We start from the raw sequence: 15,124 nt of genomic DNA, 5'->3' as shown, positions 1-15,124 counted from the left end.
TAAAATGCTGGATTTTCTCTTTCCAAGAGTATGCCATGGTTGCGAGACCGTATTATATCCGGAAGAAAATGTTTTATGCCTGTATTGTCTGTCCAAGTTGCCAATTCTGGCCCATCATCGTTATCAGGACAAACAAATGGAGCTGTTCTTTTATGGCAGGTTGCGCCTGAAATACGCAACTTCCTTGGTCCGTTTTGAGAAGAAAGGTCTTACCCAAAGACTCCTGCATAAATTAAAGTATCACGGAAAGCAACAAATAGGGGCCTTCTTCGGGAAGTGGATGGGATCGGAGCTTGCTTGCACTCATCTGTACAATCAAATTGACCTGGTGGTCCCTGTCCCACTCCATCCAAAAAAATTGCGAAAACGTGGTTATAACCAGGTGGAACGATTCGCCCAGGAGATCGCAGGACAGTTGAGGGCTGCGTATGAACCCACCATATTGAAGCGTGAAGGCAGAAGAACTTCACAGGTCTTTCGGTCCCGTTCCGCAAGAATGCTAGATGAGACCACCTTTCATGTACGAGATGGTGCTCACCTAGAAGGGAAACACGTGCTTTTGGTAGATGACATTATAACTACCGGGATGACACTCGAACTATGCGGAAAGGAATTACTCAAGTTAAATCCTTCTTCACTGAGCCTGGTCACCATTGCCATAGCCTCCTAAAGTTTAACTATTTTTGCCCCAGATGAAGATCCGACTCTATCACCTACTAGCAGTCCTGGCCATGATACTGGCCTTTTCCAATTGTGCCAAGAGAGGTTCCCCCGATGGGGGGCCAAGGGATAGTATAGCGCCGGTCATACTGAAAACCAGTCCGGAGAACTACACCATCTACTTCGATACGGACGAGATCCGGGTCACTTTCGACGAGTTTATTCGCCTGGAAGACCTCCAGCAAAACCTCATTATCTCTCCTCCGCTGGAGTACCAGCCCGAAATCAGCCCTTTCAACACTTCCAAGACCTTGAAAGTGAAGATAAATGATACCCTTAAGGAGAATACAACCTATTCGATCAACTTCGGTCAAAGCATAGTTGATAACAACGAAGGAAATCCGTACTTGTATTACAAATACGTGTTCTCAACCGGTTCTTATATCGATAGTCTAACCTTATCTGGTACCGTGAGGGATGCTCTACTATCGGAATTGGCGGCCCAGCCTACCCTGATGTTATACGAAGTGACCGAAGAGTTTACAGATTCTGTGGTCTACCTTGAAAAGCCGACCTACATCACCACCCTTAGGGATACGACCAACCTCTTTGAATTTACTAACCTAAAAGAAGGACGTTATTTACTGGTAGCACTGCAGGAAGAACAGAGTAATTATACCTTCCAGCCGGATACGGATAAGATCGGATTTATCCCCCAGATGGTGAACGTACCTAGTGATAGTCTTTTTGATCTGGTCCTCTTTAAGGAAGAATTGGATTATGAAGTTGGCCGCGCCCGTCATGTAAGCAAATACCATCTACAGTTGGGATTTCAGGGGGATGGATCGGACCTCTACCTGGAGCCCATGTCCGAACTGCCTGATGATTTTGAATTCAAAAGAATACGCAATCGGGAATACGATACCATCCAATATTGGTTTAAACCCGCCATTGATGTAGAACAACAGGACACCCTCTATTTCATGGCCAGGAAAGGGGAACGGTCGGACTCGATAATTGTGCGAACCCGAGACCTGTATGCAGATTCACTGGTGGTGAACTCCATTAGTAATCGCACCCTGATCCCCAGGGATAGCTTTAAAATCAGGGCTAACACCCCTATAGTCGATCTGAATCCTGACCTGATGGAGATCATGGCACAGGACAGCACTATGATAGTCCCTGAAGTAACCCTGAACGAAGAATTCAACGAGGCTTCTTTGGTGTTTGACAAAGCAGATGAGACGGCTTACCGCGTTCGTTTTTACCCTGGGGCGATTACGGATTTTTACGGTGAGACCAATGACACACTACAATACAATTTCAGGACCATCGCCTTATCCGACTATGGTACCCTGGACCTAAATTTGGTGGGCCAGGCCAATTATCCCCTGGTTGTTCAGTTGGTCGATGAGAGTTATCGCGTGGTCAGGGAAGCTCGCCTCCAATCCCAGGAACCGATAAATTTCGATTATATCCTTCCCGCAAAATACTATATCCGTTTGATCGAGGATTCCAACGATAATGGGAGATGGGATAGCGGAAATTTCTTAAAAAGACTACTACCCGAAAAGGTGATCTACTATCCAGAACTGATCGAGGTCCGGGCCAATTGGAGTCTGAACGAAACCTTTATACTTGGAGACTAAAACGATCGCGGTCATCCAGAAATCTTAATTTTTGTCGGGTGCTGTGCATCTTGGAGTGATCTAGGAGTGCATATTGAATTCCGCTTACTTCGAACTGCTCTTCGGTCAAAATAGCTCCAAGCTCATCGTAAGCTGCCGAATGCCCCGGGTAATGATGCCCGTTGGCGTCTACCCCAACCCGGTTAACACCTATACAGTAGGCCATATTCTCTATAGCCCTTGCTCGTAATAAACTATCCCAGGCCAATATTCTCTTTCCGGGCCAGTTAGCAACGTACAAGACCAGATCGTATTCCATGGTATTGCGGACCCAAACAGGAAAACGTAGATCATAACAAATCTGCGGGAGAATGCGCCAACCTTTATACTCGATCAGCACCTGATCCTGTCCACTTTTATAAACACGATCCTCACCAGCGAGGGTAAAGGTGTGTCTCTTATCATAGCGATGGACCTCACCGCTTGGAGTAACCAGGTAAAATCTATTGTAATAATTTCCTTCAGCCTCTATGATCAAACTCCCGCAAATGGCACTTTGTCGGCTGGCGGCCAATCCGATCATCCACCCTAAGGTGGGTCCCAGATCCGGTTGCGCTAGGTTACGGGCATCCATGCTGAATCCTGTGGTAAACATCTCGGGCAGTACAATCAAATCAACAGCTTGATCGATCTGGCTTATCAGGTTTTCGATCTGTTCGATGTTGGCTACCGGGTCTTGCCATACCAGATCCAGTTGCAAGAGGGCTACGTTCAATTCTTGGTCCATGAGTTAGTGTTGAACGGCATTAATGATTTCGGCGGCCTTATCCAGGGTTTCCGTGGTCTTGGCAAAGCATACCCTCAACTGCCTGAAATCTTCTCCACCTGGATTAAAGACGGAGGTTGGAATGGTGGCCAAACCCTTTTCCACAGTAAGACTTTCTGCAAACTGCACATCGCCTTCATCACTTATACTGCTGTAATCCAACAGCTGAAAATAAGTGCCCGAGGAGGGTAATAACTCAAATCTTGAGCCCGAGACCATTTTCAGAAAGTGATCTCTTTTTTCTTGATAGAACTGACCGAGATTCAGATAATTCCGAGGATCCTTTAAATAGGCCGCCAGGCCTTCCTGAACCGGCCTGTTTACTGAAAATACATTGTACTGGTGGACCTTTCTGAATTCTTCCATAAGCCCAGATGGTGCCAAGCAGTATCCCAACTTCCATCCTGTATTGTGAAATGTTTTGCCGAAAGAGGCCGTCACCAGGCTGCGCTGGGCCAAAGCTTCAAATTTGCTGGCACTCTGATGATGAATTCCGTCAAAGATGATGTGTTCATAGACCTCATCACTGAGGACCATGAAGTCGTATCTGACAGCCAGATCTTGCAGAGTCTTCATATCCTGCTCATCCCAAACTGTGCCAGTTGGGTTGTGAGGAGAATTGATAACCAGCATTTTGGTCCTATCGGTAATAAGGGATTCTACCTCTTCCCAGTCCGGCTTGTAGGCCGGAGGTTTCATTTGGACAACCCGTGCCTTCCCACCGTATAGTTCGACTGCAGGCAGGTAGGAATCGTAGGCAGGCGCAAAGAGAATTACTTCGTCTCCGGGGTAGATAAAGGCAGAAATGGCAGTAAAAAGCGCTTGGGTAGCTCCTGCGGTAACAGTTACCTCGGATACAGGATCGTATAAACGACCATAGAGCGATGCTGTCTTTTCAGATATGGCCTCTCTTAAAGAAAGCAAGCCGGGCATGGGAGCATACTGGTTGAGTCCGTCTCGCATAGCTCGAACCACCAACTCGATCAAGGCCGGATCCGAAGGGAAGTCCGGATATCCTTGGGAGAGGTTAATTGCGTTGTGATCGACTGCCATTTTACTCATTACAGTGAAAATGGTGGTCCCTACATCGGGTAATTTAGACAGGTGGCTCATAGGGGTAAACTCAGATTGGACTAATTTAAAAAATGTATCTTTAAAACTCGCGTAAAACCTATGACAACCCCTTCCAACAAAACCTATTGGAAACACAATATCAGGTACCTGATCATACTGCTTGCTATCTGGTTCCTTGTATCCTACGTTTTCGGAATTTTATTGGTAGAGCAATTAAACGAGATTAGACTGGGGGGATTTAAACTGGGCTTCTGGTTTGCCCAGCAAGGGGCCATCTACTTGTTCATTATGCTGATCCTGATCTATGTTTGGTTGATGAGAAAACTGGACAAGAAATTCAACTTGGAAGACTGATATGGACGTTCAAGCCTGGACCTATATCCTGGTCTTTATCACTTTCGGTCTGTATATCGGAATAGCTATTTGGTCCAAAGCGGCCTCCACCAAGGATTTCTATGTCGCCGGCGGAGGCGTTTCACCCCTGGCCAACGGAATGGCAACCGCAGCAGATTGGATGTCTGCTGCCTCGTTCATTTCCATGGCTGGGATCATCTCCTTTGCCGGATATGATGGATCAGTTTACCTGATGGGCTGGACAGGTGGTTATGTGCTGTTAGCTCTTTTACTCGCGCCTTATCTCAGGAAATTCGGAAAGTTCACAGTTCCGGATTTTATCGGGGATCGCTATTATTCTCACTGGGCCAGATTGGTCGCCATTGTCGCCGCCCTTTTTGTATCATTTACCTATGTCTCTGGTCAGATGAGAGGGGTTGGAGTGGTCTTTTCCCGCTTTCTGGAAGTTGAAGTGAATACCGGAGTCTTTATCGGTATGGGGATAGTCCTGTTCTATGCCATATTAGGAGGAATGAAAGGGATCACCTATACACAGGTGGCTCAATATTGCGTACTGATATTTGCCTTTATGGTGCCGGCCATTTTTATCTCTTTACAGATGACCGGTAACCCCATACCCCAGATAGGTTTCGGAGCTCAAGGTAGTGATGGGGTATACCTGCTGGATAAATTAGATGGTCTATTAACCGAATTAGGTTTCAACGAATACACTTCAGGGACCAAATCCAAGATCGATGTATTCTTTATCACAGCCGCCCTGATGCTTGGAACAGCGGGCCTGCCTCACGTAATTGTTCGGTTCTTTACAGTACCAAAAGTCAGGGATGCCAGGAAATCGGCTCTGTACGCCTTAATCTTTATCGCCATACTCTATACTACTGCTCCGGCAATTGCGGTCTTTGCGCGCACAAACCTAATAGAAACAGTTCAAGATCAGCCTTACCAGGCCATGCCAGAGTGGTTTAAGAAATGGGAAGAAACCGGTTTATTGACCTATGGAGACAAGAATAATGATGGGCGGATACAATACCTGGCCGATGATGAGCAGAACGAATTAGTCATCGATCCGGACATCATGGTCCTGGCCAACCCAGAGATCGCTCGCCTTCCTAATTGGGTCATAGCCTTGGTTGCCGCCGGAGGATTGGCTGCTGCCCTATCGACGGCAGCGGGCCTTCTTTTGGTCATTTCGTCCTCCATTTCACACGACCTGTTGAAAAAGATCGTGATGCCGGAAATCTCTGAAAAAGGCGAACTATGGGCCGCCAGGGGTGCTTCTGTTCTTGCCGTTTGCGTTGCCGGATATTTTGGGATCAACCCGCCTGGCTTTGTAGCCAGCGTGGTAGCCCTTGCATTCGGCTTTGCTGCCGCCTCATTCTTTCCAGCTATCGTACTGGGCATCTTTTACAAAAGAATGAACAAGGAAGGAGCAGTTGCCGGTATGGTAGCAGGATTGGGGCTAACAGCTTACTATATCGCCCGTTTTAAACTAAAATGGATAGGCGCAGATGTAAGCAGCGGACCGGAACATTGGTGGTGGGGAATCTCGCCGGAAGGCTTTGGAACCGTGGGTATGCTGCTGAACTTCGCGGTTGCCCTGATAATCAGTCGATTTACCCCCGCCCCACCTCAGGAAATCGTCCATTTGGTGGAAGATATTCGTATTCCAAAAGGAGCTACCGGGCCTCAGGACCATTAAATGACTTGAGGTTCTTCATCAGCCCTGGATTTCTATAATCGTCTTAATTGTAGGTAATTTACTACTAATTGAAAGAAAATTAGTACATTGTAGCCCCCAAATTAACTAATAACCAAAAAGATGATACGAATTGCCCTGATCGTATTTCTTTTTTCCTGCTGCATTATGGCCCCCGCTCAAGTCCAATATGAGCGGAATGACGGCTATATGAACCGCAATGCGCATTCCAGGGAATATTACCAACAGCTGATCGATTCTGCGGATAATTACTACTTCAACGGGGACTACAAAAAATCATTAGGTGTAAATATTCACCTGCTTACTCGAGCCCTTGCCGATAACAATCCCGAGTACATCTATATGGGTTATCGTCATTTAGGTTACGATTACCTGGCCATTCAGGATACTGTTTTGGCAGAAGAGAGTTTCATCAAATCGCAACGATTCGCCAGTAGGACCCAAAATGACAGCGCCCGGGCACTCTCCTATATGGACCTGGCTAATTTCTACTCAGGCCTGAAAGGAGATAACAAAACTGCCCTCACTTATCACAATAAATCCATAGACCTGTTCGCAAAACTCAAGGATTCCGCCGGGCTTGCCAAAGCGCATTACAATACTATCATAACAGCCATGGAGTCAGACAACTACAATAAAGCCTACCTCCACCTGATCCAGGCGAAAAGACTTCTTGGCCATACCCGGGAATCATTTGAGATCGGCCTGGATATCCTCTTTGCAGAATACTACTTCGAAAAAGAAGATTATACGACAGTAGACTCCTATCTGATCAAAGCAATAGAGGAGGCCAAAAAACAAGATCTCAACATAGAACTTGAAAGCGCCTATGATATTTACAGCGAGAGTCTGTTTGCCCAGGAACGCTTTGAAGAAGCCTTTGACATGCGCAAGGAATACGAGCGCTACCTGCAACAAGGGTTGGAGGAACTCAGTGAAGCCGAAGTAGAGACTATTTCGGCCAAATTCCAGGTAGACGAATACCGAAAGGACGTCAAGGCTGCGGAATTGGAAAATCAATTCCAGGCGGAGATCGTAGCCAGCCAAGGCAGGCTCAATACTGTACTCATGATCTTGTCCGTGGCCGGTATGACTTTGATGATCGTACTTTTTCTGGCTTTCAGAAAAAGAAAAGAACTGGTTTTTCAACTCAAAAAGAAGAACAAAGAATACCTCGAGGCCAAAGAAAGATCCGAACAGCTGTCTCGTTCTAAAAGTAATTTCTTCTCCACGGTAAGTCACGAATTGCGCACACCACTCTACGGAGTGATCGGTTTGTCTACTATTTTACTGGAGGACGAATCCTTAAAAAGTCATGAAAAGGATCTTAAATCGCTGAAATTCTCTGCAGATTACCTCTTGGCTCTTATCAATGACGTTTTGCAGATCAATAAGATTGATTCTGACAAGCTAGAGGACGATAGGGCCAATTTTGATCTTTGTGATCTTCTTCGAACCATCGCGGCTTCTTTTGAGTACATGAGAATTCAACACCACAATGAACTGGTTATGGACATAGGCGAGAACGTTCCCAAATGGGTACATGGTAATTCTATCCGACTGTCTCAAATTTTGATGAATCTAGTAGGTAATGCCATCAAGTTCACAGAAAACGGGACGATAACCATCAGGGTAAAGGTGGAAGACGAATCCAATGAGGAATCCAGGCTCCGCTTCGAAGTAGAAGATACGGGGATCGGGATCGCCCAGGAGAAGCAGGAACTGATCTATGATGAATTCTCCCAGGGAGATTCGCTCAATTACAACTATCAGGGTACAGGTCTCGGACTACCCATTGTAAAGAAGCTTCTTGCTAGTTCAAATTCCGAGATCCAACTGAAAAGCACCTTAGGAGAGGGGTCCAACTTCAGCTTCTGCCTCAATTTTGGAAAAGTTACCCAGGACGTTTATCAACCTGAGGCAACAGCCATGAACAAGCGGGAACTGGAAGGCAAGAAGATACTGATCGTGGAAGACAACCGGATCAACCAGATCGTTACCCTGAAGATCCTGGAAAAGAATGGTGTTCAATGTTTCATTGCCAATAACGGGATGGAGGCCATAGAACGAGTGGGCAAAGGAAGTCTGGATCTCATCCTGATGGACATCAATATGCCTGTGATGGACGGAATTACGGCTAGTAAAGAGATCAGGAAATTCAACACCCATGTCCCCATACTTGCGCTAACTGCTGTAGAAGTAGAAGAACTACGCTCCAAGATCTACGAGGCGGGAATGGACGACATTATCGTCAAGCCCTACGACGCCAGCAAGTTTGAGCAGACCATACTAAAAAACCTGCGGATCAAGGACGGTAATCCACATCTGCAGGCCATGTAAACTAAAAAACCCGGACCTACAGATCCGGGTTCTTTCAATATCATTTCAGGATATTATCCCACAACACTCGCCGAGAGATACTCCCTGTTCATCCGGGCGATGTTCTCGAGCGAAATTCCTTTTGGACACTCAATTTCACAGGCTCCGGTATTGGTACAATTACCGAATCCTTCCTTGTCCATTTGCTCTACCATATTCAACACCCTGCGGGTAGCTTCAACCTGCCCTTGTGGCAACAAGGCATATTGACTGACCTTGGCGGCAGTGAATAACATGGCACTGGCATTCTTACAAGCAGCCACACAAGCTCCACAACCGATACAGGCTGCAGCGTTGAAAGACTCATCCGCGGCGTCCTTCTCAATGGGAATGGCGTTGGCATCAATGGTGTTTCCGGAAGTATTCACCGAAACATACCCACCGGCCTGTTGGATTCGATCAAATGCAGATCGATCGACCATCAGGTCCTTGATCACCGGGAATGCATTGGCGCGGAAAGGCTCGATCACAATGATATCCCCATCGTTGAATTTCCGCATGTGTAGTTGGCAAGTAGTTATCAGGCGATCCGGTCCATGCGGTTCACCATTGATCTGTAGGGAACAAGACCCACAAATCCCTTCTCGACAATCGTGATCAAAGACCACTGGTTCTTCACCCTGAGCGATCAGTTGTTCATTGAGTACGTCTAGCATTTCCAAAAAGGACATGTCTCCATCGATGTTATCGATGGGATAGGTCTGCATGCTTCCCTTGGTATTTGCGTTCTTCTGACGCCAAATTTTTAGTGTAAGTTTCATAATCGAGTACGGTTATTACTTGTAACTACGGGTCTTGACTTCTATATTCTCGTAATTGAGCGACTCTTTGTGCAGAACCGCATCGGCTGGCTCTCCTTTGTATTCCCAGGCAGCCACATACATGAAGTTCTCGTCGTCGCGAAGGGCTTCTCCCTCCTCTGTTTGATATTCCTCCCTGAAATGGCCTCCACAAGACTCATTACGATGCAGGGCGTCCTTGGCAAAAAGTTCGCCCAACTCCAGGAAGTCCGCCACACGAGCTGCTTTTTCCAGTTCAGGGTTCATCTCGTCCATGGATCCCGGGACATTCACCTCTTTGTAGAATTCCTCTCGGAGTGCTTTAATCTCGCTAATGGCCTCTTTCAGGCCAGGCTCATTCCTGGACATTCCGACCTTGTCCCACATGATCTTACCCAAACGTTTGTGGAAGTGATCCACGGATTTACTACCGTTGTTATTGATCAGTTTTTCCAGTTGGGTTCTAATATTCTTTTCAGCCGCATCAAACTCAGGTAGATCGGTTGAAATCGGACCTGTTCTGATATCGTCAGCCAGATAATCTCCTATTGTATAGGGTAAGACAAAGTAACCATCAGCCAAGCCCTGCATTAAGGCTGAAGCTCCAAGGCGGTTAGCTCCATGATCAGAGAAATTGGCCTCACCGATAGCATAACAGCCCGGAATACTGGTTTGCAAATTATAATCTACCCAAACTCCGCCCATGGTATAGTGAACCGCAGGATAGATCATCATTGGAGTCTTATACGGATTCTGATCCACGATCTTTTCATACATCTGGAAGAGGTTACCGTATTTTGCTTCGATCACCTTCTCCCCTAGTTCACGAACTTGTGCATCACTCGGGTTAGCGACGTGCTGTATAGCAGCCTGTTCTCTTCCGTAGCGCATGATGGCCGCATCGAAATCCAGATAAACAGCCTCTCCAGTCTTATTGACACCGTGACCAGCATCGCAGCGTTCTTTAGCAGCCCTGGATGCTACATCGCGTGGAACCAAGTTACCGAAGGAAGGGTATCTTCTCTCCAGATAATAATCTCGGTCCTCCTCTTTAAGTTCGGTGGGTTTCAATCTGCCCTCCCGGATAGCCTTGGCATCCTCCTTAGACTTTGGCACCCAAATACGCCCATCGTTTCTCAAGGACTCCGACATCAGGGTTAATTTAGACTGATGGTCACCGGAAACTGGAATACAGGTTGGGTGAATCTGAGTAAAACAAGGATTGGCAAAATGTGCACCACGCTTGTGGATCTTCCAGGCAGCAGTCACATTACTTCCCATCGCATTGGTAGAGAGGAAGAATACATTTCCGTAACCTCCTGTAGCTACCACGACAGCATGGGCAGAGTGACGTTCGATCTCTCCGCTGATCAGGTCTCTGGCAATAATACCTCTGGCTTTGCCATCGACTATAACCAGGTCCAGCATTTCGTGTCTGGTGTAAGACTTGATCTTACCTCTGTTGATCTGACGGTTCATGGCAGAATAACAGCCAAGTAACAGCTGCTGACCAGTTTGACCTTTGGCGTAGAATGTACGGGAAACCAATACTCCCCCGAAAGAACGGTTATCTAATAGGCCACCGTATTCCCGTGCGAAGGGCACTCCCTGTGCTACGCACTGATCGATAATATTGGTGGAAACCTCGGCTAGCCGGTATACATTTTCTTCTCTGGAACGGTAATCCCCCCTTTGACCGTGTCGTAGAACAGTCGGTAGACAGAGTCACCATCTCCCTGATAGTTCTTTGCAGCGTTGATCCCTCCCTGGGCAGCAATGGAGTGTGCTCTCCTTGGAGAGTCCTGATAACAGAAGGTCTTTACATTGTAACCCAACTCGGCCAATGTAGCCGCAGCACTACCTCCGGCAAGCCCAGTACCCACAACGATAACATCTATGTTCCTTTTGTTGGCCGGGTTTACCAGGTCTATTTCGTTCTTATGCTTGGTCCATTTATGGGCCAGGGGTCCTTTTGGAAGGCTTGATTCTAAGGTGGACATAAGTACTTCTTTAATGAGGGATTTGATTCAAATGGTGATAAAGGGCAATAAAGACAAAGCCCAAGGGAATAGCGACAGCAAAGAATTTGGTAAATCCTTTAAGCGCTACCGAATATTTGTTATTCCACCCGACACTTTGGAAGGAGGAAGCAAAGCCATGCCATAGATGAACGGCCAACAAAACAAAAGAAACCACATATATGGTCACTCTGGCGGGACTCTCAAATTTGTGAACGGTCTCAGCATAATATCGTGTCGGATCTTCCGGGTGCGTCTCTATGTACTTGTGTACTATCTCCGGCACCCAAAAATCATAGAAGTGTAGGCCTAAGAAAGCCAGGATGACCAGCCCGGAAATGATCATGTTGCGCGAAGCCCAAGAGGCTGCAGCTCCTCCTTTATAGGAAGCATATCGAACAGATCGCGCCTTGCGGTTCTGCAATTCCAGGATAAAGCCCATCACAAAGTGAAAAACCACCGCAAAGATCAGGATTGGCTGAAGCAAGAACTGAACCAATCCATTGGTGCCCATAAAATGAGACCAGCTGTTAAACAGGTCTGGTGCGACTACCGAAGTGATGTTGATTACAAAGTGTTGGGTTAGGAATATGATCAGGAATAAACCGGAAAGCGCCATAGCGACTTTTCTGGCAATAGAAGAGGAGGTAATTCCCATTTGTAGCTACTTTTATTTTTAGCAATACAAAAATACGCCACAAAAGGAATTCAGCCAAGACGCACTAACCCTTGCCGGCTATTTAGAATCGTTTTAAATACGCTAATTATTTCACTTCGAAGTCCTTGCTTCCAGACTTACCCCCGGCTTCAACTTTCATGGTGTATTTGCCTTTTGGAAGATAGGTCTTACCATTCTGTGCAGGAAACACACCAGCGTCTTTCATATTCTTCGCTCCAGCTTCAGACATGGAATAATCATAAGTCATCTGGTTAAAGCCTTTTGATGTTTCCACATCAAATCGGTTAACCTCTGTCCCAGATTCTGTACTGATAGTCACCGTGGCCTTTCCGCCACCAGGAGCGTAGTACTGAACATCAACAGAAGGTTCGAATGCATCCAAAAAGCTGGCCCAGCTGCTTCCCCATCTCCTGGAAGAACGAACTGCAGCAATATCGCCCACAACAACCGTATTCATCTGACCGCTATCCATTTGCTGGATCAGGGAAATATCCCCAATATAGAGCGAGCGACCATGTGTTCCCAGAACCAAATGGTTAGCAGTCTCCTGCACCACCATATCATGGTATGCGACATTAGGAAGACCATGGTGAAAGGGCTGCCAGCTAGTTCCTTTATCCATGGAAACATAAGCACCATTATCTGTTCCCAGATAGAGCACATTCTCGTTCTTGGGGTCCTCCCTAATTACATTTACCGCAGAAGCAGGCAAATTACCGCTGATTTCTTTCCAACTGGCCCCGTGATTGTCACTCATGTAAACGTAGGGCGCAAAGTCGTCCCAGCGATAACCGTTGAGGGTCACATAGACCCTGGAGGCACTGTGCGAAGAAGCCACTACACGGCTTACCCAAAGATCTGGTTTAAAGCTACTGGAAAGCAGCTTCCAGCTACCACCGCCATCTTGGGTCAACTGTACTTGCCCATCATCTGTACCCACATAGATGGTCCCGAAGGCAAAGGGAGATTCACTTATTGAAGTCAGTGTACCATAGGAGACATTTCCAGGCTTACCACCTTTGGTCAGGTCGGGCGAGATCGCCTTCCAATCTGTTCCCTGGTTCATACTCCGCATCAATTTATTACCGCCTAGGTAAAGAATATCTTGGTTATGCGGACTTAGAAGAATGGGGGTTTGCCAGTTAAAGCGATAAGGACTCTCCCCTAGTTTGTGTTTAGGCTGTATCCTGGCTTGCTCGCCTGTAGCACGGTTCAGGCGGAAATAGTTTCCAAACTGGAATCCGGTATAGAGCACATCGGTATTCCTGTTGTCGATCTGTACCTGCATGCCATCTCCACCCATGATGCTTTCATAAGGATACTGCCCGGATTGATGCCAGCCATCGCTGGCCTGGTAGGTATGGGATCCTACCCAAACTCCATTATCCTGCAATCCTCCGTATACGTTGTAAGGTTCTTCATTATCTACATTGATAGAATAGAATTGTCCAACTGAAGGGCTATTGGCCTTTATCCAGTTCTCTCCGTCATCATAGCTGATATTGACTCCCCCGTCGTTTCCATTGATCAGGTGACCAGGCATATTGGGGTTGATCCACAAGGCGTGGTGGTCAGCGTGAACATTATCGCCTCCAATGTAGTTGAAGGTCTTCCCTCCGTCTTTAGAAGAAAGAATAGGCACCCCGTAAATATAGATTCCATTTGCATCGCTGGGATCCACATGGATCTTTCCAAAATAATAACCATAAGAGAAATAGACGGAATCCAGATAACCATCATGGGTCTTGGACCAGGTCTTTCCACCATCTGTACTCTTATACACTTCCGCTCCGATCACGGGAGTGTCAAATAACAATGTATTGGCGTCCTCCAAATACTTGGCGACATCATTTGGCTTTACTTTCCCTGATCTAACCATTTGTTTGACACTAGCCCCTGAGTATTGCTGTTGGAATCCGTTCGTCCTAAGGAAAGTGTCCAGCTTTTTGTCGTCCAAGGCCAGGAAGTCAGCATTGCTCATGGTCTTGAAATCGTCCTTGGAAAGGCCATTGCCTGCACCACCTGAACTTCCATTGCCTTCCCTACGAAACTGGCTATCGTGAATGGCGTAAACCGTGTTGGCATCGACCACGGCAATTCCAATTCGACCAACCCCTTCTCCGGTTGGGAATCCACTGCCCTCTGTTGTTAACAGAGTCCAGCTATCACCACCATCCGTACTTTTATAGATGCCGCTACCATTGCCATTACCCGTAAAATTCCATGCCTTCCTGTCCTTTTGCCAGGACGAGGCATACATCAGATCGAAGTTATTGCGGTCTACGTCCATTTCGATGATCCCGCTTTCGTCATTCACAAAAAGTGTTTGCTTCCAGTTCTTACCGCCATCTGTGCTTTTATAAACTCCCCGCTCCTTGTTCTTGGAATAGAGGTGGCCCACTACCCCAACCACTATCTCATTGGGATCCTGCTGATTGATCAGGATCTTAGAGATGTGATGGGAGTCTGTCAGACCCATATTTTCCCAGGTCGCCCCATTATCTGATGACCTCAATAAGCCGATGCCTGCATAAGACGAACGAGAAGCATTGATCTCACCTGTTCCGACCCAAATGGTCCCCGAACTCCAATCCACCGCAAGGCTCCCGACATTCTGGGTAGGGCTGTTATCCAGTATGGGCTCAAAACTTGTCCCGTTATTCTTAGTATGCCATACCCCGCCACTTGCGTAGCCCACATAGAATTCTACAGGGTTATCCGGGTTGACAGCGAAATCAACAACCCGACCACTCATAACAGTAGGTCCGATATTTTTGAAAGGAAGATTTTTGACCAAAGAATTCTCGGTCATTTGCTCTTTTTGTACAATACCGTCCATCACTTGTTTGGCGGAAGATGCTTGTGGTTGAGCGTTTACGGTTAATGACAGGGCGAATAAGCCCAGGAGGTAGAAGTATTTTCGTAACATGTTGGTTGAATTTTTGCGCAAGGGAATGTACACAATGGGGCATGCATCCCCAAATTTTTTCAGGAAGTTTAACAGAAGTAT

At 46.8% G+C, this 15,124-nt stretch carries 10 protein-coding genes and 1 pseudogene; 5 read left to right on the top strand and 6 right to left on the bottom strand.

All coding sequences use genetic code 11. The features are described from left to right. The first annotated feature begins 4 nt into the window (after nucleotides 1-4). Both BST85_RS12680 and BST85_RS12675 read left to right on the top strand, forming a co-directional pair. Nucleotides 5-670, top strand: coding sequence for a ComF family protein (locus tag BST85_RS12680; protein ID WP_104813594.1), 666 nt, complete (start codon nucleotides 5-7; stop codon nucleotides 668-670). Nucleotides 671-692: 22 nt separating this feature from the next. Further along, nucleotides 693-2,309 (top strand): Ig-like domain-containing domain, encoded by a 1,617-nt coding sequence (locus BST85_RS12675; protein ID WP_104813593.1) that lies wholly within the window; start codon nucleotides 693-695, stop codon nucleotides 2,307-2,309. On the opposite strand, the gene BST85_RS12670 is transcribed toward BST85_RS12675, so the two are convergent. Continuing rightward, complete coding sequence (locus BST85_RS12670) at nucleotides 2,293-3,075, bottom strand: amidohydrolase (RefSeq protein ID WP_104813592.1); 783 nt, start codon at nucleotides 3,073-3,075, stop codon at nucleotides 2,293-2,295. The genes BST85_RS12675 and BST85_RS12670 overlap by 17 nt on opposite strands. Nucleotides 3,076-3,078: 3 nt before the next feature. Beyond that, nucleotides 3,079-4,227, bottom strand: a complete 1,149-nt coding sequence (locus tag BST85_RS12665) for a methionine aminotransferase (protein ID WP_104813591.1) — start codon at nucleotides 4,225-4,227, stop codon at nucleotides 3,079-3,081. Nucleotides 4,228-4,287: 60 nt separating this feature from the next. Between BST85_RS12665 and BST85_RS12660 the strand changes: the two genes are divergently transcribed. From BST85_RS12660 to BST85_RS12650, 3 genes are all read left to right on the top strand, one after another. Then, a complete protein-coding gene (locus tag BST85_RS12660) occupies nucleotides 4,288-4,542 on the top strand; it encodes a DUF4212 domain-containing protein (protein ID WP_104813590.1) in 255 nt (84 codons plus the stop codon). Between the two features lies 1 nt (nucleotide 4,543). Continuing rightward, nucleotides 4,544-6,241, top strand: coding sequence for a sodium:solute symporter family protein (locus tag BST85_RS12655; protein WP_104813589.1), 1,698 nt, complete (start codon nucleotides 4,544-4,546; stop codon nucleotides 6,239-6,241). A gap of 120 nt (nucleotides 6,242-6,361) precedes the next feature. Beyond that, nucleotides 6,362-8,599: a response regulator gene (locus BST85_RS12650; protein WP_104813588.1), complete on the top strand. Its 2,238-nt coding sequence runs from the start codon at nucleotides 6,362-6,364 to the stop codon at nucleotides 8,597-8,599. Nucleotides 8,600-8,652: 53 nt separating this feature from the next. Here BST85_RS12650 and BST85_RS12645 read toward each other — a convergent pair whose 3' ends face one another. The 4 genes and pseudogenes from BST85_RS12645 to BST85_RS12630 form a co-directional block, all read right to left on the bottom strand. Then, nucleotides 8,653-9,399 (bottom strand): succinate dehydrogenase/fumarate reductase iron-sulfur subunit, encoded by a 747-nt coding sequence (locus BST85_RS12645; protein WP_104813587.1) that lies wholly within the window; start codon nucleotides 9,397-9,399, stop codon nucleotides 8,653-8,655. A gap of 15 nt (nucleotides 9,400-9,414) precedes the next feature. Then, nucleotides 9,415-11,417: pseudogene (locus BST85_RS12640) on the bottom strand (fumarate reductase/succinate dehydrogenase flavoprotein subunit). A gap of 10 nt (nucleotides 11,418-11,427) precedes the next feature. Continuing rightward, nucleotides 11,428-12,093: a succinate dehydrogenase cytochrome b subunit gene (locus tag BST85_RS12635; protein WP_104813586.1), complete on the bottom strand. Its 666-nt coding sequence runs from the start codon at nucleotides 12,091-12,093 to the stop codon at nucleotides 11,428-11,430. Between the two features lie 106 nt (nucleotides 12,094-12,199). After that, nucleotides 12,200-15,043: a WD40/YVTN/BNR-like repeat-containing protein gene (locus BST85_RS12630; RefSeq protein WP_104814010.1), complete on the bottom strand. Its 2,844-nt coding sequence runs from the start codon at nucleotides 15,041-15,043 to the stop codon at nucleotides 12,200-12,202. Nucleotides 15,044-15,124 lie beyond the last annotated feature (81 nt).

Source organism: Aureitalea marina, from assembly GCF_002943755.1.
GTDB classification, from domain to species: domain Bacteria; phylum Bacteroidota; class Bacteroidia; order Flavobacteriales; family Flavobacteriaceae; genus Aureitalea; species Aureitalea marina.
This window is presented reverse-complemented; position numbering and strand designations above follow the sequence as displayed.